The 22,730-nt window shown below is 66.2% G+C and carries 24 protein-coding genes; 16 read left to right on the forward strand and 8 right to left on the reverse strand.

Annotated elements, in window-relative coordinates; translation table 11 throughout:
* Positions 1-180: 180 nt before the first annotated feature.
* The 6 genes from AVTE2539_RS25310 to AVTE2539_RS25330 all read left to right on the forward strand — a co-directional run bounded on the left by AVTE2539_RS25310 (position 181) and on the right by AVTE2539_RS25330 (position 2,958).
* Positions 181-669 (forward strand): hypothetical protein, encoded by a 489-nt coding sequence (locus AVTE2539_RS25310; RefSeq protein WP_284414988.1) that lies wholly within the window; start codon positions 181-183, stop codon positions 667-669.
* Between the two features lie 16 nt (positions 670-685).
* Positions 686-1,237 (forward strand): RHS repeat-associated core domain-containing protein, encoded by a 552-nt coding sequence (locus tag AVTE2539_RS25315; protein WP_284415094.1) that lies wholly within the window; start codon positions 686-688, stop codon positions 1,235-1,237.
* Positions 1,230-1,496, forward strand: a complete 267-nt coding sequence (locus AVTE2539_RS25320; protein ID WP_284414990.1) for a hypothetical protein — start codon at positions 1,230-1,232, stop codon at positions 1,494-1,496. The genes AVTE2539_RS25315 and AVTE2539_RS25320 overlap by 8 nt, the downstream gene beginning before the upstream one ends.
* A gap of 232 nt (positions 1,497-1,728) precedes the next feature.
* Positions 1,729-2,028 (forward strand): DUF6980 family protein, encoded by a 300-nt coding sequence (locus AVTE2539_RS26380; RefSeq protein ID WP_502868984.1) that lies wholly within the window; start codon positions 1,729-1,731, stop codon positions 2,026-2,028.
* A 46-nt stretch (positions 2,029-2,074) separates the two neighbouring features.
* Positions 2,075-2,575: a hypothetical protein gene (locus AVTE2539_RS25325; RefSeq protein ID WP_284414992.1), complete on the forward strand. Its 501-nt coding sequence runs from the start codon at positions 2,075-2,077 to the stop codon at positions 2,573-2,575.
* 56 nt (positions 2,576-2,631) lie between these two features.
* The gene (locus tag AVTE2539_RS25330; RefSeq protein WP_284401111.1) at positions 2,632-2,958 is read left to right on the forward strand and encodes a hypothetical protein; all 327 of its coding nucleotides are present in this window, start codon (positions 2,632-2,634) and stop codon (positions 2,956-2,958) included.
* A gap of 100 nt (positions 2,959-3,058) precedes the next feature.
* Here the strand turns inward: AVTE2539_RS25330 and AVTE2539_RS25335 are convergent, their stop codons facing one another.
* The 7 genes from AVTE2539_RS25335 to AVTE2539_RS25365 form a co-directional block, all read right to left on the reverse strand.
* A complete protein-coding gene (locus tag AVTE2539_RS25335) occupies positions 3,059-3,859 on the reverse strand; it encodes an amino acid ABC transporter permease (protein ID WP_284414994.1) in 801 nt (266 codons plus the stop codon).
* Positions 3,856-4,518 (reverse strand): ABC transporter permease subunit, encoded by a 663-nt coding sequence (locus AVTE2539_RS25340; RefSeq protein ID WP_284414997.1) that lies wholly within the window; start codon positions 4,516-4,518, stop codon positions 3,856-3,858. The genes AVTE2539_RS25335 and AVTE2539_RS25340 overlap by 4 nt, the downstream gene beginning before the upstream one ends.
* 6 nt (positions 4,519-4,524) lie before the next feature.
* On the reverse strand, positions 4,525-5,427 hold the full coding sequence (locus tag AVTE2539_RS25345) for a glutamate ABC transporter substrate-binding protein (RefSeq protein WP_284414999.1): 903 nt from the start codon (positions 5,425-5,427) through the stop codon (positions 4,525-4,527).
* Between the two features lie 160 nt (positions 5,428-5,587).
* The gene (locus AVTE2539_RS25350) at positions 5,588-8,014 is read right to left on the reverse strand and encodes a molybdopterin-dependent oxidoreductase (protein WP_284415001.1); all 2,427 of its coding nucleotides are present in this window, start codon (positions 8,012-8,014) and stop codon (positions 5,588-5,590) included.
* A complete protein-coding gene (locus AVTE2539_RS25355) occupies positions 8,011-9,039 on the reverse strand; it encodes an NrtA/SsuA/CpmA family ABC transporter substrate-binding protein (RefSeq protein WP_284415004.1) in 1,029 nt (342 codons plus the stop codon). The genes AVTE2539_RS25350 and AVTE2539_RS25355 overlap by 4 nt, the downstream gene beginning before the upstream one ends.
* Before the next feature lie 64 nt (positions 9,040-9,103).
* Positions 9,104-9,823: an ABC transporter ATP-binding protein gene (locus tag AVTE2539_RS25360; protein ID WP_284415006.1), complete on the reverse strand. Its 720-nt coding sequence runs from the start codon at positions 9,821-9,823 to the stop codon at positions 9,104-9,106.
* Positions 9,820-10,737: an ABC transporter permease subunit gene (locus AVTE2539_RS25365; RefSeq protein WP_284415008.1), complete on the reverse strand. Its 918-nt coding sequence runs from the start codon at positions 10,735-10,737 to the stop codon at positions 9,820-9,822. The genes AVTE2539_RS25360 and AVTE2539_RS25365 overlap by 4 nt, the downstream gene beginning before the upstream one ends.
* A gap of 243 nt (positions 10,738-10,980) precedes the next feature.
* On the opposite strand from AVTE2539_RS25365, the gene AVTE2539_RS25370 reads away from it, so the two are divergent.
* The 10 genes from AVTE2539_RS25370 (at position 10,981) to AVTE2539_RS25415 (ending at position 21,731) form a co-directional block, all read left to right on the forward strand.
* Positions 10,981-13,080, forward strand: coding sequence for a 3-hydroxyacyl-CoA dehydrogenase NAD-binding domain-containing protein (locus tag AVTE2539_RS25370; protein ID WP_284415011.1), 2,100 nt, complete (start codon positions 10,981-10,983; stop codon positions 13,078-13,080).
* A gap of 49 nt (positions 13,081-13,129) precedes the next feature.
* Positions 13,130-14,305 (forward strand): acetyl-CoA C-acyltransferase, encoded by a 1,176-nt coding sequence (locus AVTE2539_RS25375; RefSeq protein WP_284401101.1) that lies wholly within the window; start codon positions 13,130-13,132, stop codon positions 14,303-14,305.
* 17 nt (positions 14,306-14,322) lie between these two features.
* A complete protein-coding gene (locus AVTE2539_RS25380) occupies positions 14,323-14,793 on the forward strand; it encodes a PaaI family thioesterase (RefSeq protein ID WP_284415013.1) in 471 nt (156 codons plus the stop codon).
* 84 nt (positions 14,794-14,877) lie between these two features.
* Positions 14,878-16,716: an acyl-CoA dehydrogenase gene (locus AVTE2539_RS25385; RefSeq protein WP_284415015.1), complete on the forward strand. Its 1,839-nt coding sequence runs from the start codon at positions 14,878-14,880 to the stop codon at positions 16,714-16,716.
* Positions 16,717-16,849: 133 nt separating this feature from the next.
* Positions 16,850-17,641 (forward strand): SDR family oxidoreductase, encoded by a 792-nt coding sequence (locus AVTE2539_RS25390; protein ID WP_272568825.1) that lies wholly within the window; start codon positions 16,850-16,852, stop codon positions 17,639-17,641.
* Positions 17,642-17,817: 176 nt separating this feature from the next.
* The gene (locus AVTE2539_RS25395) at positions 17,818-18,261 is read left to right on the forward strand and encodes a PaaI family thioesterase (protein ID WP_284403696.1); all 444 of its coding nucleotides are present in this window, start codon (positions 17,818-17,820) and stop codon (positions 18,259-18,261) included.
* Positions 18,262-18,366: 105 nt separating this feature from the next.
* Positions 18,367-19,383 (forward strand): NADP-dependent oxidoreductase, encoded by a 1,017-nt coding sequence (locus AVTE2539_RS25400; RefSeq protein ID WP_284403698.1) that lies wholly within the window; start codon positions 18,367-18,369, stop codon positions 19,381-19,383.
* 2 nt (positions 19,384-19,385) lie between these two features.
* Positions 19,386-19,838 carry a GNAT family N-acetyltransferase gene (locus AVTE2539_RS25405; protein ID WP_272568830.1) on the forward strand — a complete coding sequence of 151 codons (453 nt, stop codon included), beginning with the start codon at positions 19,386-19,388 and terminating at the stop codon, positions 19,836-19,838.
* A 52-nt stretch (positions 19,839-19,890) separates the two neighbouring features.
* Positions 19,891-20,832 carry a glutathione S-transferase family protein gene (locus AVTE2539_RS25410; protein ID WP_284403699.1) on the forward strand — a complete coding sequence of 314 codons (942 nt, stop codon included), beginning with the start codon at positions 19,891-19,893 and terminating at the stop codon, positions 20,830-20,832.
* Positions 20,829-21,731 carry an SDR family oxidoreductase gene (locus AVTE2539_RS25415; RefSeq protein WP_284415018.1) on the forward strand — a complete coding sequence of 301 codons (903 nt, stop codon included), beginning with the start codon at positions 20,829-20,831 and terminating at the stop codon, positions 21,729-21,731. Before AVTE2539_RS25410 ends, AVTE2539_RS25415 begins: the two co-directional genes overlap by 4 nt.
* 134 nt (positions 21,732-21,865) lie before the next feature.
* Here AVTE2539_RS25415 and AVTE2539_RS25420 read toward each other — a convergent pair whose 3' ends face one another.
* Entirely contained in the window at positions 21,866-22,624 is a 759-nt protein-coding gene (locus AVTE2539_RS25420; RefSeq protein ID WP_284415020.1) for a 3-hydroxyacyl-CoA dehydrogenase, read from the reverse strand.
* Positions 22,625-22,730 lie beyond the last annotated feature (106 nt).

The following is a 22,730-nucleotide window of genomic DNA, read 5'->3' on the forward strand; positions in this document are numbered from 1 at the left end:
GGGTCAGGTAAGGCGCAGCGAAGCTCCATTCTTCATCGCTGACGTCTGTTGGGTAGGGCTTGCGGGGCATCTGCAAACTCTACCCTTGGCTTCGCTCTCACGGAGCAAAGTTCATAACACGCTCTAGGCCAGCGGCTTGGTCTGGACGTCAGCCTGGCGGCCGCCCCCAACCATCTGTTCGTGCAATGGCGAGACAGCGACGGCAAGTTGTACAACCTGGAAACGACCAGCGGCGCCGGTTTCACGCGCGAGGCTTGGCTGCGCCAGCAGTCGCCCATGACCGACATTGCTCTGAAATCAGGGATTTACCTGCGGCCCATGCCCAAAAAAGAGGCCATTGTCGCCATGGCAGAAACGCTCATGGCGTTTTATGAAAAGCAGGATCAGCCTTATCGGCATGCCGCGATGGCTCAATTTTTGTTGAAATACAGTCCCAATGACATTTGCGCGCTTTTGAATCTGTTCGCTGCGACGCAGGAAATTCGAAGACAGGAGTTTGTGAAAAACTATCCTATAGCCAACGACACTCCGATTAGCAAGCGGCCGAGGCTCCTGATGCTGAATAATCAACTCGAGTCAATTTATGATCGGGCTTATGGGCTGGGTTGGCGGCCATTGGAAATTACTGCCAAAACTGGATACGGCGAAAATGCAAAATTTCAAAATTAGGAGAGGGAAAATCGTGATGAAATGGTTTAAATATATATTGCTTGTTAGTTTTTTGAGCTTGGTGGCACAAGGGCCTGCAATAGCACGGTATATACAGGCCGATCCGATTGGACTAGAGGGAGGGTGGAATCGGTTCTTGTATGTAGATGGTGATCCATTGCTTGATATCGATCCTGAAGGTCTGCAACGTCGATCAAGCGGTGCCCCGGTCATTCCAATATTTCCCAGAATTGGACCTACTCTTCCACCGCCTAATCCACAGGTAGGAACAACGCGCGCACCTGTTGAAGTGCGGCCTGGGTCAAATTTGCCAGGCGAAATTAATGGTCGCTCTTTCTCGGGGCATGCTTTTGATCGGATGCAAGGGCGTGGGCTTCCTCCTTCCGCCGTAATAGATACTCTGCTCTATGGGCGGCAGAATCCAGGCTCGCGACCAAATACCACCCAGTTTCACGACCCTGTTAATAATATAACGGTTGTGACGAATTCGACAACTGGTAATGTTATTACTGTTAGAAATGGGCCTCCAAGTAATTCTTGTGCTACTAGGGGGAATGGAGATGAATAAAGAAAAGTTGTTTGAATTAATCGCTGGCTATCGCAATGGTTCTTTGAGTCTGGATTCGCTTTGTTTCAATGCGGAGTTGGTTTTGGGTGAGATTTTTAAAGAAAATACTCATTTGGATTTTTCAAGAGTTATTGATTGCATATACGTCCTTGAGGAAATAAATGCGTTGACTCTTGATGAGGGTAGACCGATCAATCAAGCTGAGAAAGACGAGATTGATATCCAGATTGCTTTGATTGAAAGGCTTGTAAGGAGTTGATAATGACTGGATGCTCAGTCCAAATCTAGGCAAAGGCTGTTCTAGTCATGGCTGGAAATATTGGTAAAGTGTCAGATAAGCATTCCTTGATTCGAAAGAGTTTGTAGAAGGAACGATAGCTGATAAAGCAATTTTCTTGCTTAGTCGGCTGAAGAGATGGGATTTAAGCAGGCTGAACACTTTTTAAGCTGATATAATCATTAAATATAGAATATGGCTTGGTGATTGTTAAATGGAATTTTTTCGACACTGCTGCTCGGCCATGTGTGATCGGCTAATTTCGGATGATTTTAATTTGGAATTTATTCCGAAATTCAGAGAATACGGGATCACATACGGTGGCGGAGGGAGCTATCATGCGATTGACTATTGCCCATGGTGCGGGGGAAAACTGCCACCGTCTCTACGGGAGGCTTGGTTTGACGTCTTGGATCGGATTGGGTTGGAGCCGGAAGACGATATTCCTCTAGAAATGCAATCTGAAGCTAGGTGGCTTAAATATAAATATTTGAGTATAAGTAATTTAAATTAATCGTAATCACGTGAGGCTGGAGAAATGGCTGCTAATAATTTTATTGATGATCGAAAAAATGTCGGATAGGCAGTCATTGATTCGCAGGAGGATAATTTATCCGAAATATTTGAGCAATCTTTTAAAATTATTAATTTTTCCTATTTCGTATAGGGATTTAGGTACGCCAGATGAGGCTGAAAAGCTTCGTGCGCAAAGCCAGGTTTTCGAAGGCATGGCATCGCGGACCATTGAGTTGGATTTTTCAATCCATGAAGTCGAAAGATTTAAGAAGGTATTTAATAATTTAAGTGTGTTGAATATTTCGAGAATATATTTATGGATTGAGGGCTCTATCGATTGCGGCTTGGTAAAAATAGATTCATTGGCAGATATCAATGTGGAGTATTTGTTGAGTTCTGCTGATTGGGGAATTATGGGGCTTTTGTCCGAAGATATGAAAGACTACTTGTTATTGGAAATTAACGAGTATAATGATGGATTGAAGGTTGGGTTGGATGCCAAGGGGGCTAACTGGGGTGCCATTGATTTTTCGCATATACAATGACTGCATGTTTGTCCTCCATTGTTTCTCGCTGGCTGCATAAAATTGCAGATAATTAAATGAAGATTTTAGAAGGCGAATTGGAAAATTTCCTACATGCTTTCTGTGAATCCAATGCGCATTTGACATTGGTTCAATATTTCCAAAGCTGCCGTACTGACGTATCGATTTTCAAAATATTTGATCAGCCAAATAAACTGGCCTACAAAATTGCCAGAAGCGATAGTTGCATTTTGTTTTTCGATCCTGATGAGGAAGAGTTTGGGCTGGCCTATCAATCGAAAAATGAAATTGTTTGTGCAGAGTTGATCGGCGAGTTGATGTTCGCCATTCAGGAGATGGATCGTCGGCACGGAAGGAATATGAACCGGTCGTCGACTCAATGATGGAGAGCATTCCATCGGTTGCCGAGGTCAGAGTGAAAATCCCACAAGACCGCTGTCCTTTTCCTCGCAGAGCGTCTCGTCACCGGGCTGCTGACGACCGTCAATGCACCGGCCGCCCCAGCCATTGGCTCGCCCTGGAGATCGCGTAATTCACCAGGCAGTACAGCGCCGCGACCACCAGGTACACCGGTACCAGCGAGTGGTAGTTGGCGATGAGCACCTTGGCGTTCTGCATGAGTTCGCCATAGGTGACGACGTAGCCGAAGGTGGTGTCCTTGACCACGATGACCAGTTGCGCGACCAGGGCCGGGACGATGTAGCGCAGCGCCTGGGGAAAGACGACGACGGAAAAGACCTGGACCTCGGTCAGCCCCAGGCTTCGCGCGGCATCGGTCTGGCCGCGGGGAACGGCGAGCACGCCCGCGCGGTACACCTCGGCCACGACGGCGGCGGTGCTCAGGCCGACGGGCAGGGTCAGCATCCAGTAGGTGCTGAGTTTGATCCCGGCCGAGGGCAGTACCAGAAAGCACACGTAGATGAGCAGCAGCGTCGGCGTGCCACGCAGGAACTCGATGGCCGCGGTGCTGGGCCAGCGCACGAGCCGCGACCGCGCCCGGCGGCCCACCATCAGTACGAGGCCGAGGGTCAGCGCGATGACGGCGGCCATCGCCGCCGAGGCCAGCGTGCCGAGCAGGCCCTTGGCCAGGAAGGCCCAGGTCGAGGGCCAGGCGAAGAATTTCCAGAACCGGGCGTCAAGCTGCCCCGCCGAGTGGAATCGGAACACGACCGCCGCCGCCAGCAGGAGCAGCAGGGCCGCCGCGGCCCCGCTTGCGACCCGCGCGACGGTTTGGGCCCGGGGGCTGGGCGCCCCGAACAGGATGTCTTCGAGGGGGCGACTCATCGCAGGATCCGCACCTTCTTTTCCAGGGCGGCGCCGGCCCAGGCGATCAGCAGCCCGGACGCCACGTACATCGCGGCGGCCACTGCGAACGCGGCCATGCCGGCCGCGGAGTCGTTGGCGATCTTGGATACGAGCGTGGTGAGTTCCCGGCCCGGAAACGGCACCTGCGACGCCAACGAGGTGGACAGCATCAACGCGATGAGCAGCGAGGTCATCGGTTGCACCACCGCGCGCAGCGCCTGCGGCAGCAGCACCGCCGAGACGATGCGCATCGGGCGCATGCCCAGGCTGAGGGCGGCCTCGATCTGGCCGCCGGCGACGGTGTTGATGCCCGAGCGCAGGTAGTCCGCCGTGAACGCGGAGCAGACCAGTATCAACGTCAGGATGACGGCGGGCTCATAGTCGAACAGCACGTTCAGGTCGGGCAGCGCGAACACGATGAAGATCAGCAGCGCGACGCTGGGAATGTTGCGAAAGATCTCGACGTAGACGGTCAGGACGAAGCGCAGCGGCGGCAGCGGCAAGAGCCGAAGCACCGTCACGGCCATGCCCAGCAGGAAGCCGGGCACGAACGACAGGACCGTGAGCTTCCACGTCAGCAAAAGGGCCTGCCCGAAGGCAGGCCCGTGGTCGGCCAGGAGCCTGGAGACCTCGCCCATCGGGGGTCAGGGCAGGGCGGGGGGCGTCGGCACGGTGGTGCTGCCGGTGCGCTGTCCGATGGAAATGGTCCAGAGCTTGGCCCAGGTGCCGTCGGCTTCGATCTTCTTGAGGAAGGCATTGACGAAGGCCACGCCGTCCGAGCCCTTGGGCAGTCCGATGCCGTAGGGGTCTTGCGCACCGAAGGGCGCGCCGGCCAGTTTGGCGTCGCCGGTTCCCAGGCTCAGGGCGTTGAGCAGCAGCGTGTGGTCGGTCACGTAGGCATCCACGCGTCCCTGGCGCAGGGCGTCCAGGGCCTCCTGGTGGGTCTGGAACTCCTGCACGGCTGCCTTGGGCGCGTACTGCGCCAGGATCGCGGGGCCCGTGGAGCCCGCCTGCGTGGCGACCTTCTTGCTGGCCAGGTCGTCGTGCGACTGGATGGTCTTGTTGTTCGCCTTGACCAGCACGCCGGCCTGCGAGGTGTAGTAGGGCCCGGCGAACGAGATCTTCTCGGCGCGGGCGGGCGTGATGGAATAGGTGGCGAACACCATGTCCACCTGACCGTTGATGAGCACCTGCTCGCGCGTGGCTGAGGTCACCTGCGTGAACTGGACCTTGGCCCCATCGCCCAGGATGTAGCGCGTGATGAGCTGGGCCAGGCCGGCGTCGAAGCCGCGCATCTTGCCGTCCTTCTCGTTGAGCAGCGAGAACAGGTTCGAGGTTTGCGTGCCGCCCAGGCGCAGGGTGCCGGCCTGCTTGATCTTGCTGGCCCAGGTGCTGGATGCGATGGTGGCCGCGTCAGCGACGGGGCCCTGCGCGACCAGCGCGTCGAACGCCGCTGTGTTGATGGGCGTGCCCTGTGCGAAAAGCGACCCGCCGGTGGCGATCGCCAGGGCCGCCACGGTGGATTTCAGAAGGGTTTTGATCGACATGCGTTCCTCTTGAATGGTGTGTTGCGTGAATCCGTGTATAGCACCAGTCGCCGAACTGCGGCGCCACGGGCGCGTGCCAACGGCGAGCATAGCCCGACTCGCCCTCGACACGCTCCGCCAGCATGGGTGCTATTTAATTGATAGCGATATGCCCTAGTAACTATTGTGCTGGAGGCCAATTTGGGTGCAAGTCCCGGTTGGGCTGGAATTGGCTTGCAGCCGGATGGGCGAGCGCCGCGTCCACTTCCAACCGCTGCGGCGGCTCGAACGCCGTCACCTCCGGCAACGGTCCCCGCCACAGCGCCACCTCCACCCGGGCGCTCTGCGCCGCGCAGCCCTGCGACAGGCGGGAACTGCCGACATCCGGCGTGACCAGGTTGGGGTTGCCATGCTTGTCCAGGCTGCCGGCCACCTGCGGGTCCAGCGGGTCGTACCAGGCGCCCGTGGCGATCTGCGCCACGCCGGGACGCAGGCCGTCGCTCAGCACTGCCCCGGCCAGGAAGGCGCCGTAGGCGTTGAACACGCGCACCACGTCGCCCCCGGCGATGCCACGTCGCAGCGCGTCGGCGCGGTTCAACGTGATCGGCTCGCGGCCCTGCACCTTGGTGGCGCGGCTCACGCGGCCGTGGTCGTATTGGCTGTGCAGCCGCGCCGCGGGCTGGTGCGACAGCAGGTGGATGGGCCAGGCGGATGCCTCGGGCGGGAACCACGTGGCCTGGCCCGGGCAGTCGCCGTAGCCGAAGCGGTCGATGGTCTGCGAGAACAGCTCGATGCGCCCCGAGGGCGTGGGCAGCGGGTGCGCGGCCGGGTCTTGCCGAAAGCGTTCCAGCAGCACCACGGGCGCGGCGGGCCGGGGCAGTTCGAGGTGGCCGGCGCTCCAGAACGTGTCGAACGATGGCAGTGCGATGCCCGCCGCCTCCGCGCGTGGCCGGGCGGCTTCGTACAGGTGGCGCAGCCATTGCGCGGTGTCGCGCCCTTCGGTGTAGGCGGCCTCGAAGCCCAGCCGCGCGGCCAGCGCGCGGAAGATGGCGTAGTCGTCGCGGGCCTCGCCCACGGGCGCGATGGCCGCGCGCATGGCGATCATGCGCGGCTCGCTGCCGGCGCTGCCGATGTCGTCGCGCTCCAGCGAGGTGGTGGCGGGCAGCACGATGTCGGAGTATTTGGCCTGCGCCGTCCACACCTGTTCGTGCGTCACGATGGTCTCGGGCCGTTGCCAGGCCTCGATGGTGCGGTTCAGGTCCTGGTGGTGGTGGAACACGTTGCCGCCGGCCCAGTACAGCAGGCGGGCATGGGGGTAGCGGTGGCGTTCGCCGTTGTAGTCGAAGGCCTCGCCGGGCTGCAGCAGCATGTCGGCGATGCGCGCCACGGGAATGAAGGCGCCCACGGGGTTGTGCCCCTGCGGCAGGCGCGCGCCCGAGAAGCTGCCGTGCCCGCTGCCGATGTAGTTCATGCAGCCGTAGCCCAGGCCGAAGCCGCCGCCGGGCAGTCCGATCTGGCCCAGCAGCGCGGCCAGCGTGACGGCCATCCAGAACGGCTGCTCGCCGTGCCGCGCGCGCTGCAGCGAGTAGGTGCAGTTGACGAGGGTGCGCTGGCGGGCCATGCGCCGCGCCAGCGCCACGATGCGCTCGGCGGGAATGCCGGTCTGCGCGGCGGCCCACTCGGGTGTCTTGGCGGTGCCGTCGGCACCGTGGCCCAGCAGGGCGTCGCGTACGCGGTCGAAGCCCACGGTGTAGCGCGCGCAGAAGGCACCGTCGTGCAGGCCTTCGGTGACCAGCACGTGGGCCAGGCCCATCATCAGCGCGGTATCGGTGCCGGGCTGGATCGGTAGCCACTCGGCTTCGGGCACGGCCGCCAGGTCGTCGCGCGCCGGGCTGATGTTGACGAAGGCCGTGCGCCTGCTCGTGGCCATGCGGGCCAGGGCCGGTGCCGCGCCGTGGTCGCTTGCGCCGCCCGGGCTCACCTGCGTGTTGCGCACGGGCAGGCCGCCGAAGGCCACGAACAGCTCGCAGTGCTGCGCCAGAACGTCCCACGCGGTGTGGTGCTGCAGCAGCGCGTCCATGCCATCGACGATGTGCGGCAGCAGCACGCGGCCGGCGCCCAGGCTGTAGCTGTCCTTGCTGGCGATGTAGCCGCCGAAGCCGTTCAGGAAACGGTGCAGCTGGCTCTGCGCGTGGTGAAAGCGCCCCGCGCTCGACCAGCCGTAGCTGCCGCCGAAGACGGCCTCGTTGCCGTGGGCCGCGCGCACACGGCGCAGTTCGCCGGCCACCAGGTCCAGCGCCTCGTCCCAGGGCAGCTCGACGAAGGGCTCGCGCCCGCGCAGGTGGCCGCTCGCGTGGCGCGTGGCCGGGTTCAAAAAGCTGCGGCGCACGGCGGGCCGGCGCACGCGGGTGGGCGAGTCGATGGCGCCGGGCAGGGACTGGCCGATGGGCGAGGGCGCGGCGTCCCATGGCGCAGGCGCCATGCCGGTGAGCCGGCCGCCTTCGACGATGGGCCGGTACACGCCCCAGTGCGTGGCGGTGAAGGCGGCGTGGGCCGTCGGCGCCGGATTCGCAGAGTGGGGCGGATGGGTGGGCGGGGTGGTGCTCACAGCCGGGCCAGGTAGTCCTTGACCTGCACCTTCTGCGGCAGGATCTTGCGCTGCGACAGCCAGTCGGCAGCGTTCTGGAATTTCTGGATGAAGGCCGCGTCGTTCACGCCGTGCACCTCCCAGCGGCGCTTGAGCTGCAGCAGCGAGGCACGCACGGCGTCGCTGTAGTTGGCGTCCTGCTGGTAGAGCGCCTCGGCCTCGGACGCGTTCTGCGTGGCCCATTGGGCTTCGGCGGCGTAGGCCGCGTTGACGGCGTGCACGATGGCGGTGTTCTCTTCGGCGAATTTCCGGTGGGTGACGTAGGAGTTGAAGTCGATCAGGAAGTCGAGATCGCGCCCCTCGAAGAACACGTCGTGCGCCTTGTACTCGGTGCGGGCGATGTCCACGCCCGGGCTCCACATCGACCAGGCGTCGATCTTGCCCTGCGCGAAGGCGGGGCCGGCGTCGGGCGGGTTCAGGTACACGAACTTGACCTTGCTGCGGTCGATGCCGTGCTTTTCCAGGGCGGCCACGAGCAGGAATTCGCCCAGGCCCGAGCGGTTGACCGCCACCGATTTGCCCACCAGGTCCTGCACCTTGTCGATGCCCGAGCCGTCCTTGGCGATGATGGCCGTGCTGCGCGGCTCCACGATGGCGAACTGCGTGAACACCAGCGGCGAGCCCGCAATCATGGCCGCCAGCGCGGGCGTGGTGCTGCCGCCGAAGCCGAAGTCGCTGCTGCCGCCCGTCACCGCCTGCAGCGACGGCGCGTGGTTGGGAAACGGCCCCACCCATTGCACCTTGATGCCGTCCTGGGCCAGGCGCTTTTCGAACGCGCCCCGCGTCTTGGCCAGGCCGGGCAGGCCGCCGCGGCCCCAGGCCAGGCGCACGGTGTCGGTGTTGCGCGCGGCCCGGTTGGCGGCGAAGGCCGGTGCCTGCAGCGCGGCCAGGCCGCCGGCCAGCAGGCCGGCCTGCAGGAAGCTGCGGCGGGAGGACGATGGGGCGTGGGGGGCGTCGAAAACGTCGGTCGAAACGGCGGAGGTCATGGTGCGGGAGAAAGAAAAAGTCATTCGGGAAGCCATTCGGAAGGCGGGAATCGGTGCGGGGGCATCAGGCCTCGGCGGCCACGCCCAGCTCGGACAGCAGGGCCTCGCGCAGCGCCACGGCGTCGGGGTGGGTGCGCAGGGTCTGCGCCTCGGGCGGCACGGCGTATTCGCCGGCGATGGCGCCTTCGCGCATCACCAGCACGCGGTCGGCCAGGGCGATGGCCTCGTCCACGTCGTGCGTCACGAGCAGCACGCCGGGTTGGTGGCGGCGCACCAGGGCCTTGACCAGGGCGTGCATGCGGATGCGGGTCAGGGCGTCGAGCGCGGCGAAGGGTTCGTCCAGCAGCAGCAGGCGCGGCTCGCGCACCAGGGCGCGGGCCAGGGCCACGCGCTGGGCCTGGCCGCCCGAGAGGTTGCGCGGCCAGTCGTGCAGCCGGTCGCCCAGGCCCACTTCGGCCAGGGCCTGCTGGGCGAGCGCCTGCGCGGTGTCGCCCTCCAGGCCCAGCGCCACGTTGCGCCACAGCGGCTCCCAGGGCAGCAGGCGGTGTTCCTGGAACACCACGGCCGGTTGCGGCGGGCCGTCGATGCGGCCGCCGTCGATGGTGTCCAGGCCGGCCAGGGCGCGCAGCAGCGTGGTCTTGCCGCAGCCGCTCTCGCCCAGGAGGGCGACGAACTCGCCGCGTGCGATGGCCAGATCGAGCCCGTCGATCACCGTGCGCTCGCCGTAGCGGCGGCGCAGGCCGTGCACGGCGACGGCGGTGGTGGGGGCGTGCGGCGCGCTCATCGGCCACCCCGCGCGGCGTAGTTGGGGTGCCACGACAGCAGCCGCCGCTCCAGCGCCCGCGCCACGGCGTCCGACGCCACGCCGATGGCGGCATAGACCACGATGGTGAGCACGATCACGTCGGTGCGCAAAAACTCGCGCGCGTCCATGGCCAGAAAGCCGATGCCGGCCTCGGTCGCGATGGTCTCGGCGATCACCAGCGCCAGCCAGGCCACGGCCAGCGCGTAGCGCACGCCCGCCAGGATGGAGGGCAGGGCGCCCGGCAGCACGATGCGGCGGATCAGCGCGGCGGTGGACAGGCCGTTGACCCGGCCCACCTCCACCAGCTTGGGGTCCACCTGCCGGATGCCCAGCACGGTGTTGATGTAGATGGGGAACATCACGCCCAGCGACACCAGGAAGATCTTGCCCGCCTCGTCCACGCCGAACCACACGATGACCAGCGGCAGCATGGCCAGGAACGGCACCGCGCGCACCATCTGCACGCTGCGGTCCAGCAGGGCTTCGGCCAGCCGAGAGAACCCCACCAGCGTCCCCAGCGTGAAGCCGATGGTGCCGCCGATGGCGAAGCCCGTGGCCGCGCGCAGCAGGCTCACGCCCAGGTCGCTGATGAGCTGGCCCTGCAGCACCAGTTGCCATGCGGTTTGCGCCACGCGGCTGGGCGCGGGCAGCACCTGGGGAGACAGGGCGCCGGCGCGGGCGAACAGCTCCCACACCAGCACCAGGGCGAGCGGCGCCAGCCATGAAATCAGGGCCAGGCTGCGCGGGCTCCAGGGGCGTGGTGCCCGGCGCGCGGCAGCTCGCACGGGCAGGGCCTTGGAGGCCGCTGCGCCGCGCGCGGCCGGGGCGGCCGGCGCCGTGTGCTGCGTGGCGACGCGCGCCGCGGTGGGAAGGTGCTGTGTCCATTCGCTCATGGGAGGATCCTCTGCGTGCGGGAAAACGGCCGAGGCTACCGGCGCGCCCCGCACGGGGAAACGAAGGAAAACCGACGTGCATATGACGTTTGCGTGCGAGCCCCGTGCCGGCGGGTGTCCCAGAGCGGACACCCGTTGATACCGGGCCGCCTTGCAAGGCCCCTAGAATGGAAAAGCACGATCGTTCGCTAAAGAGCCGCCAAGGCCCGCAGCGTTGTCTTTTCAAACCCGAGGAACAAGCGCATGACCGCTGAGTACCAAGTCCACGGCGATGTGGCCGTGATCACGCTCGACAACCCCCCCGTCAATGGCTTGGGCCATGCCACCCGCCAGGGCGTGGCCGACGGGCTGGCGCGTGCCAACGCCGACGCGGCCGTCCGCGCCATCGTCATCACGGGCGCCGGTGGGGCGTTCTCCGGCGGGGCCGACATCAAGGAGTTCGGCACCGACAAGGCGCTGCAGGAGCCCAACCTGCAATCGGTGATCCTGGCGGTGGAGAACTCGGCCAAGCCCGTGGTGGCGGCCATCCATTCGGTGTGCATGGGCGGCGGGCTGGAGCTGGCGCTGGGCTGCCACTACCGCATCGCCGCGCCGGGCTGCAGCGTGGCGCTGCCCGAGGTCAAGCTGGGCCTGCTGCCCGGCGCCGGCGGCACGCAGCGCCTGCCGCGCGTGCTGGGCGTGGAGGCCGCGCTCAACATGATCGTGAGCGGCGAGACGGTCAAGAGCGAGCTGATCGGCTCCATTCCCGGCCAGAAGCTGTTCGACAAGCTGGTGGCCTCGCCCGAGGCGCTGGCCGCCGAGGCCCTGGCCTTCGCCCAGAGCGTGGCTGACGTGCGTCCGCTGCCGCTGGTGCGCAATCTGCCGTGCAAGCACCCCGAGGGCGATGCGTACTTCCAGTTCGCGCGCAACATGGTCAAGGGCATGGCCAAGAACTTCCCCGCGCCTGAAAAATGCGTGGACGCTGTCGAGGCCGCCACCAAGCGCAAGTTCGCCGATGGCATCGCCTACGAGCGCGAGCTGTTCATCAACCTGATGTGGACGCCCGAGTCCCGCGCGCTGCGCCACCTGTTCATGGCCGAGCGTGCCGCGAGCAAGATCGCCGACGTGCCCTCCAGCACCCCGAAGCGCGACATCCAGAAGGTCGGTGTGATCGGCGCCGGCACCATGGGCGGCGGCATCGCCATGAACTTCCTGAACGCGGGCATTCCCGTCACCATCCTGGAGACCAAGCAGGAGGCATTGGACCGCGGCATCGCCACGATCAAGAAGAACTACGAGTCGCAGGTCAAGAAGGGCAAGCTCAAGGAAGACAAGTACCAGCAGCGCATGGGGCTGCTCGCCACCACGCTGGACTACGCCGACCTCAAGGACGCCGACCTCATCATCGAAGCGGTGTTCGAAGAGCTGGGCGTGAAGGAAGCCGTGTTCAAGCAGCTCGATGCCGTGGCCAAGCCCGGCGCGATCCTGGCGTCCAACACCTCCACGCTGGATGTGGACAAGATCGCCGGCTTCACGAAGCGCCCGCAGGACGTGGTGGGCATGCACTTCTTCAGCCCTGCCAACGTGATGAAGCTGCTGGAAGTGGTGCGCGGCCAGGCCACGGCCAAGGACGTGCTGGCCACGGTGATGGCCCTGGCCAAGAAGATCAAGAAGACCGCCGTGGTCTCGGGCGTGTGCGACGGCTTCATCGGCAACCGCATGATCGAGCAGTACAGCCGCCAGGCGGGCTTTTTGATCGAGGAGGGCGCCACGCCGCAGCAGGTGGACAAGGCGGTGGAGAAATTCGGCTTCGCCATGGGCCCGTTCCGCATGGGCGACCTGGCCGGCAACGACATCGGCTGGGCGATCCGCAAGCGCCGCTACCAGGAAAAGCCGGACATGAAGTACAGCAAGACGGCCGACCTGCTGTGCGAGATGGGCCGCTACGGCCAGAAGACCGGCGCGGGCTGGTACGACTACCAGGCCGGCAAGCGCGATGCGATCCCGAGCGAGGTGGTCAACCGCATGATCGAAGAGCACCGCAAGAGCCTGGGCATCACGCCGCGCAAGATCTCGGACGAAGAGATCGTGCAGCGCCTGGTGTTCTCGCTGGTGAACGAAGGCGCGCACATCCTGGAGGACGGCATCGCCGGCAAGTCGGGCGACATCGACATGGTGTACCTCACCGGCTACGGCTTTCCGATCCACCGCGGCGGCCCCATGCACTACGCCAACGAGGTCGGCCTGTTCAACGTGGTGCAGGCCATGAAGCGCTTCGCGCAGAACCCGCTGGACGATGCGAAGTTCTGGGAGCCCGCGCCGCTGCTGGCCCGGCTCGCCGCGGAAGGCAAGGCCTTCTCCTGACCCGACCGACCGCACCGCACGTGTCCCCCCGAATCCCAAGGAATTGCACATGACCTCCGCAGTGATCGTTTCCACCGCCCGCACGCCGCTCGCCAAGAGCTGGAAGGGCTCGTTCAACATGACCCACGGCGCCACGCTGGGCGGCCATGCCGTGCAGCACGCCATCGCGCGCGCCGGCATCGACGGCGCGGAAGTGGAAGACGTCATCATGGGTTGCGCCAACCCCGAGGGCGCCACGGGCGCCAACATCGCACGCCAGATCGCGCTGCGCGCCGGCCTGCCGGTCAGCGTGTCGGGCGTGACGGTGAACCGCTTTTGCTCGTCGGGCCTGCAGACCATCGCCCTGGCGGCGCAGCGCATCATCGCCGGCGAGGCCGACGTGTACGTGGCCGGCGGCGTGGAGAGCATCTCCTGCGTGCAGCAGGAGATGAACCTGCACATGCTGCGCGACCTGGCGCTGGCCAAGGCCAAGCCCGAGATCTACTGGAGCATGCTGGAGACCGCCGAGCAGGTCGCCAAGCGCTATGGCATCGGCCGCGACGCCATGGACGAATACGGCGCCGCCAGCCAGCAGCGGGCCTGCGCCGCGCAGGCGGCTGGCAAGTTCGATGACGAGATCGCCCCCATCACCGTGACGGCCGGCGTGGCCGACAAGGTGCGCGGCCTCATCACCCAGCAGGTGACGGTCTCCAAGGACGAGGGCACGCGCGAAGGCACCACCAAGGAAGGCATCAGCGGCATCCGCCCGGCCATGCCCGGCGGCGTGATCTCGGCCGGCAATGCCAGCCAGTTCTCCGACGGTGCCGGCGCCTGCGTGCTGGTGAGCGAGGACTACGCCAGCCGCAAGGGCCTGAAGCCCCTGGGCCGCTTCCTGGGCTTCGCGGTGGCGGGCTGCGAGCCCGACGAGATGGGCATCGGCCCCGTGTTCGCCGTGCCCAAGGTGCTCAAGAAGCTGGGCCTCACGGTGAACGACATCGACCTGTGGGAGCTGAACGAGGCCTTCGCCGTGCAGGTGCTGTACTGCCGCGACAAGCTGGGCATTCCCGCCGACCGCCTGAACGTGAACGGCGGCGCCATCGCCCTGGGCCACCCCTACGGCGTGAGCGGCCAGCGCCTCACCGGCCATGCGCTCATAGAAGGCAAGCGCCGCGGCGCCAAGCGCGTGGCGGTGACCATGTGCATCGGCGGCGGCATGGGCGCGGCCGGCATCTTCGAAGTGCTGTAACCGCAAGGGGCACGCCCATGGCCGCGCCACCCGTCACCGTGCCGCCCGAGGCCTTCCTGGCCATGGGCCGCGAGGTGCTGGCGGCGCAGCCCTTCAGCGTGCTGCTGGGCGCAGAACTGCATGCGTTCGCCCCGGGCGGGTGCGAGCTGCACCTGCCCATCACCGAGCAGATCCGCCAGCAGCACGGCTTCGTGCACGGCGGGGCGGTGAGCTACCTGGCCGACAACGCGCTCACCTACGCGGGCGGCTCGGCGCTGCGGGTGCCGGTGGTCACCTCGGAGTTCAAGATCAACTACGTGCGGCCCGCCGTGGGCGAGCGCCTGGTGGCGCGCGCCCAGGCCGTGCATGCCGGGGCGTCGCAGGCGGTCTGCCGCTGCGACGTGTTCGCGGTGCAGGGCGGGGTGGAAAAGCTCTGCGCCATCGCCCAGGGCACCATCGTGGCCCTGCCATCGCATGCCGCGCCTTCGCCACCAGCTTCGCCCGGCTGAACGCCGGTGGTGGTTGTTTGCTATTGTTTTTGCAGCTGTATGCCGCCACATTCATTGCGGTGAAGCCTTATTCGATGCCCCATCATGAGCCTGCGCACCACGGTTGATTTCTTGCTCTACGACTGGCTGGACGCTCCCGCGCTGCAGGCGCGCGAGCGCTTTGCCGACCATTCGCGCGAAACCTTCGATGCGGTACTGGACACCTGCGAGCGCATCGCCCGCGAAAAATACGCGCCGTTCAACCACCTGGTGGACACCGAGGAGCCGCGTTTCGACGGCGAGAAGGTGATCCTGCCGCAGGCCACGCACGAGGCGCGCCGCGCCTATGCCGAGTCGGGCCTGCTGGGCGCCGCGCAGGACTACGAGCTGGGTGGCATGCAGCTGCCCTACACGGTGGAGGCGGCGGCCAACAGCTTCTTCGCCGCGGCCTCGGTCAGCATCGGCTCCAACCTGCTCACCTCTGGCAACGCCAACCTGCTGATGGCGCACGGCACGCCGGCGCAGCAGCAGGTGTTCGCGCACAACGAATTCAACGGCCGCTGGGCCGGCACCATGTGCCTGTCGGAGCCGCAGGCGGGCTCGTCGCTCTCGGACGTGGCCACGCGCGCCGTGCCGGATGGCGATGGCGATGCCTGGCAGCAGGACGCGCTGGGCCCGCGCTACCGCCTCACCGGCAACAAGATGTGGATCTCCTCCGGCGACCACGAGCTGACCGAGAACATCGTGCACCTGGTGCTGGCCAAGATCCCCGGGCCGGACGGCAAGCTGGTGCCGGGCACGCGGGGCATCTCGCTGTTCATCGTGCCCAAGCGGCTCGTCGATGCGCAGGGCCAGCTCACGGGCGTGCGCAACGACGTGGCGCTGGCGGGGCTCAACCACAAGCTGGGCTGGCGCGGCACGACGAACACGCTGCTCAACTTCGGCGAGGGGCGCTACCCGGTCGAGGGGCGCGCGGGCGCCATCGGCTACCTGGTGGGGCAGCCGGGCGAAGGCCTGAAGTGCATGTTCCACATGATGAACGAGGCGCGCATCGCCATCGGCATGGCCGCGACCATGCTGGGCCTGGCCGGCTACCACGCGAGCCTTGACTACGCGAAGAACCGGCCGCAGGGCCGTCTGCTGGGCAAGGCCGGCAAGGACGCGAGCGCCCCCCAGGTGCGCCTGATCGAGCATGCCGACATCAAGCGCATGCTGCTGGCGCAAAAGAGCTACGGCGAGGGCGCGCTGGCGCTCAACCTGTATTGCGCGCGCCTGGTGGACGAGCAGCACACCGGCACCTCGCCCGACGCCGACGAGGCGCGGCTGCTGCTGGAGGTGCTGACGCCGATTGCCAAGAGCTGGCCCAGCGAGTGGTGTCTGGAGGCCAATTCGCTCGCCATCCAGATCCACGGCGGCTACGGCTACACGCGCGACTTTCCCGTGGAGCAGTACTGGCGCGACAACCGGCTGAACATGATCCACGAGGGCACGCACGGCATCCAGGCGCTGGACCTGCTGGGCCGCAAGGTGCTGATGGAAAACGGCCGGGGCCTGCAGCTGCTGGCCGCGCGCATCAACGCCACCGTGGAGCAGGCCATCCAGCAGCCCGCGCTGGCGGCGCACGCCAACGCGCTGGCCCAGGCGCTGCAGCAGGTGGGCGCGGCCACCAAGGCCGCCTGGGCGACGGGCGAGCCCACCGAGGCGCTCGCCAACGCCGTGCCCTACATGCAGGCCTTCGGCCACACGGTGCTGGCCTGGGTGTGGCTGGACGTGGCCCTGGCCACGCTGCGCGCCGATGCCGCGCAGGCCGCGCCCGCGAGCGTGGGCCGCCTGGGCGCGGCGCGCTACTTCTTTCACTACGAGCTGCCCAAGATCGGCGCCTGGCTGAACGTGGTGCGCACGCGCGACGACACCTGCGCCAGCCTGCCGGAAGACGCGTTCTGAGCGCGCCCGGCCATCGCTCCCGGGACACCGCCGGGCGCCGGTCCGCAGCACAATGCACCGGCGCCGCGCGGATCGGGCAGCGTTCAGGCAGGCCGCGCCGACCCCCCATCACCACCAACGAGGAGACCCCGACATGACCCGCACCATCCAACAACTGTTCGACCTCTCCGGCAAGACCGCGCTGGTCACCGGCGGCTCGCGCGGGCTGGGGCTGCAGCTGGCGCAGGCGCTGGGCGAGGCCGGCGCGCGCATCGTGCTCAGCTCGCGCAAGGCGTCCGATCTGGAGGAGGCCACGGCCACCTTGCAGCAGGCCGGCATCGACACGCGCTGGATCGCCGCTGACTGCGCGCAGGAGACCGACATCCGCCGCCTAGCCGACGAGACGCTGCAGCGCGTGGGCGATGTGGACATCCTCGTCAACAACGCCGGCGCCGCCTGGGGCGCCCCGGCCGAGGACCACCCGGTGGAGGCCTGGGACAAGGTGATGAACCTGAACGTGCGCGGCTACTTCATCCTGAGCCAGCAGATCGCCAAGCGCAGCATGATCGGGCGGCGCAGCGGCAGCATCATCAACGTGGCCTCCATCGCCGGCCTGGGCGGCAACCCCAGCGGCATGAACACCATCGCTTACAACACCTCCAAGGGCGCCGTGATCAACTTCACCCGTGCGCTAGCCGCCGAGTGGGGCAAGTACAACCTTCGCGTGAACGCCATCTGCCCCGGCTTCTTCCCGAGCCGGATGACGGTGGGCACCCTGAAGGCCATGGGCGAGGAAAAGCTCGCCAACCATGCACCGCTCGGACGGCTGGGCGACGACGAAGACCTGAAGGGCCTGTGCGTGCTGTACGCCAGCGATGCCGGCAAGCACATCACCGGCCAGTGGCTGGCCGTCGATGGTGGCGTGAGCATCGTCACCGGAGGCTGAATGTGGCCCCCACGGTCGCGCACTGCGTGTCGTTCCCTGCCCCCCGAGGGGGCCGCGTTTCGCCTTGGGGCGGCCCGGCGGCGAAACCTCCGCTACCCCTCGGCGGCGCTGGTGAGGCGGGCGGTGTGTTTTCGTGGCTATGCTTTTCGTCTTTCCATTGATTCCTGGAGTGCCCTGTGCTGAGTTTTGGTGTCGAAATTCCTTTTGTCGATGAGCTGGGCTTCACGCTGCACCACATGAAGGGTGGCGCGTCCGAGCTGCACTATGAAGCGCGGCCGGAGCACATGAACTCGTTCGACGTCACGCACGGCGGCGCCTCCATGACGCTGCTGGACGTGGCCATGGCCACGGCGGCGCGCAGCGACACGCCCGACTTCGGAGTCGTCACCATCGAGATGAAGACCAGCTTCATGCAGCCCGCGCGCGGCCCGCTGGTGGCGCGGGGGCGGCTCATCCACCGCACCGTGTCCATGGCCTTCACCGAAGGCACGGTCACCGATGCGGAAGGCCGCGTGTGCTGCCATGCCACCGGCACCTTCAAGTACGTGCGGCGCAAGCCCGCTACGCCCGGTGCGCCCGAAGGCGCGGGCGCCACGGAGGGCGCACTGCCCACCGATTGACCACCCGACATGAGCCCGCCAGGGTTCGATGCCCTATCGCCTGCCAGCGCAATGAAAACGCCGGCATGCCGCTATCAAAACAATAGTCAACCCAAGGAGTCCAACATGCCCAGCAACGAACAGATCTTGCTCGACAACCGCCCGCAGGGCGAAGCCGCCACCAGCAACTTCAAGCGGGTGACCACCGACACGCCGGCCCTGAAGGACGGCGAGGTGCTGGTGCGCCACCACTACCTCAGCCTGGACCCGTACATGCGCGGCCGCATGAACGACAGCAAGAGCTACGCGGCCAGCCAGCCGCTGGGCGAGGTGATGATCGGCGGCACGGTGGGCGAGGTGGCGGAAAGCCGTCACCCGAAGTTCGCCGTGGGAGACAAGGTCGTCGGCATGGGCGGCTGGCAGCAGTACAGCGTGGTCGACGGCAACGCCCCCGGCATGCTGCGCAAGGTCGATACCACCCACGTGCCGCTGTCGCACTACCTGGGTGCCGTGGGCATGCCGGGCGTGACCGCCTGGTACGGCCTGGTGAAGATCATCGCGCCCAAGGCCGGTGAAACAGTGGTGGTGAGCGCCGCCACCGGCGCCGTGGGCAGTGCCTTCGCCGCGCTGGCCAAGGCCCGCGGCTGCCGCGTGGTCGGCATTGCCGGCGGCCCCGAAAAGTGCAAGTACGCGACCGAGGAACTGGGCTTCGACGCCTGCATCGACCACCGCGAGCACGGCGACCTCAAGGCCATGTCCAAGGCCCTGAAAGAAGCCTGCCCGGACGGCATCGACGGCCACTTCGAGAACGTGGGCGGCTACATCCTCGACGCCGTGCTGCTGCGCGCCAACGCCTTCGCCCGCGTTGCCGTGTGCGGCATGATCGCCGGCTACGACGGCCAGCCGCTGCCGCTGCAGAACCCCGCGCTGATCCTGGTGAACCGCATGAAGATCGAAGGCTTCATCGTGAGCGAACACATGGAGATCTGGCCCGAGGCGCTCAAGGAACTCGGCACGCTGGTCGGCTCCGGCAAACTGCGCCCGCGCGAGACCATCGCCGAGGGCCTGGCCGCGGCGCCCGAGGCCTTCCTGGGCCTGCTCAAGGGCAAGAACTTCGGCAAGCAGCTCGTCAAGCTCGTCTGACGATGGCGCTGCACTGGACCTGGGCCCGCTTCGACGACATGGGCGTGCACGCGCTGCACGATGCGCTGGCGCTGCGCTGCCGCGTGTTCATCCTGGAGCAGGGCCCCTACCAAGACCCCGACGAAGCCGACAAGACCGCCTGGCACCTGCTGGGCCGCGGCGGAGCGGGCGACCTGCAGGCCTACCTGCGGCTGACCGACCCCGGCGTGAACTACGTGGAGCCCTCCATCGGCCGCGTGGTGGTCGCGCCCGAGGCGCGGGGCACCGGCATGGGCTGGGCCCTGGTGCGCGAGGGCCTGGCGCGCGCGCAGGCCACCTGGCCGGACCGCGCGGTGCGCATCAGCGCGCAGGCGCATCTGCAGCGCTTCTACGGCGAGATGGGCTTCGTGGCCGTCTCGGCGGAGTACCTCGAAGACAACATCCCCCACATCGAAATGCTGTGGAGCCCCGCCTGACGGCCCGGCGGCCCGCACGCAGCAGCAGCAGCCACTGGCCAGGAGATCGTTCATGTCCGCGCTGATCCTTCACCACTACCCCTCGTCGCCGTTCTCCGAAAAGATCCGCGCGGTGCTGGGCTTCAAGCAACTGGCCTGGAAGTCGGTCATCGTGCCCAGCGTCGCCCCCAAGCCCGACGTGCTGGCGCTCACGGGCGGCTACCGCCGCACGCCCTTCCTGCAGGTGGGGGCCGACATCTACTGCGACACCGCGCTGATCTGCGACGTGCTGGAGCACGCCCAGCCCGAGCCGGTGCTGTACCCGCCGCACCTCAAGGGCGTCTCGCGCGTGTTCGCGCAATGGGCCGACACCACGTTGTTCTGGGCCGCCATGGCCTACAACCTGCAGCCGCGCGGCGCGGCCGTGCTGTTCGCCAACCTGCCGCCCGCGGCCGCCCAGGCCTTCGGCGAGGACCGCAAGGCCATGAGCGCCGGCATGAACCGCCTGCGCCCGCACGATGCCACGGCGGCCTACCGCTCGTACCTGCGCCGCATCGCGCACATGGCCGAGGAGCATGAGTTCCTGTTCGGCGCCGAGCCGTGCGTGGCCGACTTCGCCGCCTACCACCCGCTGTGGTTCACGCGCACCTGCGTGCCGGTGATGGCCGAGATCTTCGCCGCCACGCCGGCGGTCACCGAGTGGATGGACCGCATCGCCGCCCTGGGCCACGGGCGCATGGAGAAATTCAACGCGCAGGACGCGATCGCCGTGGCCGCGGCGGCCGAACCCCTGCCGCTGCCGGCCGAGCCGTTCCAGGACGAGCACGGCATTCCCCTGGGCAGCGCCGTCACCATCGCCGCCGAGACCTTCGGCACCGAGCCGACCGAGGGCACGCTCGTGGCGGCCACGCGCACGCGCTACACGCTGGCCCGCACCGACGCGCGGGCGGGGGCGCTGCACGTGCATTTCCCACGCATCGGCTACGTACTCAAGAAAACGGAGACATCGGCATGATCGAATCGTTCCAGGGCAAGACGGCGGTACTGACCGGCGCGGGATCGGGCTTCGGCCTCGAATGCGCGCGCATCGGCGCACAGCGGGGCATGAACCTCGTGCTGGTGGACGTGCAGCAGGACGCGCTCGATGCCGCCGCGGCCGAGCTGCAGGCCGCGGGCGCCGCCGTGCTGGCCCGGCGCGTGGACGTGGCCGACGCCGCGCAGATGGCGCAGTTGGCCGCCGACGTGCAGCAGCGCTTCGGCGCGCCGCACCTCGTGTTCAACAACGCGGGCGTGGGCGCGGGCGGGCTGATCTGGGAAAGCAGCGTGCAGGACTGGGACTGGGTGATGGGCGTGAACCTGATGGGCGTGGTGCACGGCGTGCGCCTGTTCACGCCCATGATGCTGGCCGCCGCGGCGCAGGACCCGCAGTGGCGCGGCCACATTGTCAACACGGCCAGCATGGCCGGCCTGCTCAACGCGCCCAACATGGGCATCTACAACGTGAGCAAGCACGCGGTGGTGAGCCTGTCCGAAACGCTGTACCAGGACCTGGCCCTCGTCACCGACCAGATCGGCGCCAGCGTGCTGTGCCCTTACTTCGTGCCCACGGGCATCACCCGAAGCGAACGCAACCGCCCGGACGTGGCGACCGCGGCGCAGCCCACCAAGAGCCAGCTGATCGGCCAAGCCATGACCGACAAGGCCGTCAGCAGCGGCAAGGTGACGGCGGCCGAGGTGGCCCAGCGGGTGTTCGACGCGGTGGGTGCCGGGCAGTTCTACATCTTCAGCCACCCGCAGGCGCTGGGCAACGTGCAAAGCCGCATGGAGAACATCGTGCGGATGGAGAACCCGCCCGATCCGTTCCTGGCCCGGCCGGACATCGGCCAGCGGCTGCGCGACCAGCTGCGGGGATGAGCCGCTGCGGGCCTGCCGGCACGGATAGATCGGCAGGCGAGGGTGGTGCTGGCGGCAGAGGTGCTTTGGATGAAAAAGGCTGCCAGCACAGATTCCACTAGGGCATTCTGCTATCGATTAAATAGCAATCGCGCTTAGCGTGGTGCCAGGCGGATCGCGCCGTCCAAGCGGATCACCTCGCCGTTGAGCATGTCGTTCTCGAAGATGTGCTGCACCAGGCGCGCATAGTCTTCGGGCGTGCCCAGGCGGCTCGGGAAGGGAACGCCCGCGGCCAGCGCGTCCTGCACTTCCTGCGGCATGCCGAACAGCATGGGCGTGCCGAAGATGCCGGGGGCGATGGTCATGTTGCGGATGCCGTTGCGCGCCAGGTCGCGCGCGATCGGCAGCGTCATGCCCACGATGCCGCCCTTCGATGCGGCATAGGCCGCCTGGCCGATCTGCCCGTCATAGGCCGCCACGCTGGCCGTGGAGATGAGCACGCCGCGCTCGCCGGTGGCCTCCGCCTCGTTCCTGGCCATGGCCTCGGCAGCCAGGCGGATCATGTTGAAGCTGCCGATCAGGTTCACGGTGACCGCCTTGGCGAACAGGGGCAGGGCGTGTGCGCCGTTCTTGCCCACGGTCTTCTCGGCCGGGGCGATACCCGCGCAGTTGACCAGGCCCATCAGCTTGCCCAGGGAGACGGCCTTCGCCACCACGGCCTGTCCATCGGCTTCCTGGCTCACGTCGCACTTCACGAAGACGCCGCCGATGTCGCGGGCGACCGCTTCGCCCCGGTCCGCCTGCAGGTCGGCGATGACGATCTTGCCGCCCTGCGCGGCCAGCCGGCGTGCCGTGCCTTCGCCCAACCCCGACGCGCCGCCGGTGACGATGAATACCTTGCCTTGGATTTCCATGGGGGATGTCTCCTCGATATGACGTTAACGTAAACGTCAATTATGGCCGAAGCAGCGGGCGTGAAAAAGCCCGGCATGCCGGGCTTTTGGTGCGAGAGGACGGTGC

The sequence above is a fragment of the Acidovorax sp. SUPP2539 genome (genome assembly GCF_030158975.1).
Lineage (GTDB): Bacteria > Pseudomonadota > Gammaproteobacteria > Burkholderiales > Burkholderiaceae_C > Paracidovorax.

Bases quoted from the DNA above. Each gene is read 5' to 3' on its own strand.
- AVTE2539_RS25335 (WP_284414994.1), bottom strand. From the start codon at position 3,859: ATGAGTCGCCCCCTCGAAGACATCCTGTTCGGGGCGCCCAGCCCCCGG.
- AVTE2539_RS25415 (WP_284415018.1), top strand. From the start codon at position 20,829: ATGATCGAATCGTTCCAGGGCAAGACGGCGGTACTGACCGGCGCGGGA.
- AVTE2539_RS25390 (WP_272568825.1), top strand. From the start codon at position 16,850: ATGACCCGCACCATCCAACAACTGTTCGACCTCTCCGGCAAGACCGCG.
- AVTE2539_RS26380 (WP_502868984.1), top strand. From the start codon at position 1,729: ATGGAATTTTTTCGACACTGCTGCTCGGCCATGTGTGATCGGCTAATT.
- AVTE2539_RS25330 (WP_284401111.1), top strand. From the start codon at position 2,632: ATGAAGATTTTAGAAGGCGAATTGGAAAATTTCCTACATGCTTTCTGT.
- AVTE2539_RS25340 (WP_284414997.1), bottom strand. From the start codon at position 4,518: ATGGGCGAGGTCTCCAGGCTCCTGGCCGACCACGGGCCTGCCTTCGGG.
- AVTE2539_RS25380 (WP_284415013.1), top strand. From the start codon at position 14,323: ATGGCCGCGCCACCCGTCACCGTGCCGCCCGAGGCCTTCCTGGCCATG.
- AVTE2539_RS25370 (WP_284415011.1), top strand. From the start codon at position 10,981: ATGACCGCTGAGTACCAAGTCCACGGCGATGTGGCCGTGATCACGCTC.
- AVTE2539_RS25420 (WP_284415020.1), bottom strand. From the start codon at position 22,624: ATGGAAATCCAAGGCAAGGTATTCATCGTCACCGGCGGCGCGTCGGGG.
- AVTE2539_RS25385 (WP_284415015.1), top strand. From the start codon at position 14,878: ATGAGCCTGCGCACCACGGTTGATTTCTTGCTCTACGACTGGCTGGAC.
- AVTE2539_RS25320 (WP_284414990.1), top strand. From the start codon at position 1,230: ATGAATAAAGAAAAGTTGTTTGAATTAATCGCTGGCTATCGCAATGGT.
- AVTE2539_RS25365 (WP_284415008.1), bottom strand. From the start codon at position 10,737: ATGAGCGAATGGACACAGCACCTTCCCACCGCGGCGCGCGTCGCCACG.
- AVTE2539_RS25325 (WP_284414992.1), top strand. From the start codon at position 2,075: ATGATCGAAAAAATGTCGGATAGGCAGTCATTGATTCGCAGGAGGATA.
- AVTE2539_RS25410 (WP_284403699.1), top strand. From the start codon at position 19,891: ATGTCCGCGCTGATCCTTCACCACTACCCCTCGTCGCCGTTCTCCGAA.
- AVTE2539_RS25400 (WP_284403698.1), top strand. From the start codon at position 18,367: ATGCCCAGCAACGAACAGATCTTGCTCGACAACCGCCCGCAGGGCGAA.
- AVTE2539_RS25345 (WP_284414999.1), bottom strand. From the start codon at position 5,427: ATGTCGATCAAAACCCTTCTGAAATCCACCGTGGCGGCCCTGGCGATC.
- AVTE2539_RS25375 (WP_284401101.1), top strand. From the start codon at position 13,130: ATGACCTCCGCAGTGATCGTTTCCACCGCCCGCACGCCGCTCGCCAAG.
- AVTE2539_RS25315 (WP_284415094.1), top strand. From the start codon at position 686: ATGAAATGGTTTAAATATATATTGCTTGTTAGTTTTTTGAGCTTGGTG.
- AVTE2539_RS25360 (WP_284415006.1), bottom strand. From the start codon at position 9,823: ATGAGCGCGCCGCACGCCCCCACCACCGCCGTCGCCGTGCACGGCCTG.
- AVTE2539_RS25405 (WP_272568830.1), top strand. From the start codon at position 19,386: ATGGCGCTGCACTGGACCTGGGCCCGCTTCGACGACATGGGCGTGCAC.
- AVTE2539_RS25355 (WP_284415004.1), bottom strand. From the start codon at position 9,039: ATGACCTCCGCCGTTTCGACCGACGTTTTCGACGCCCCCCACGCCCCA.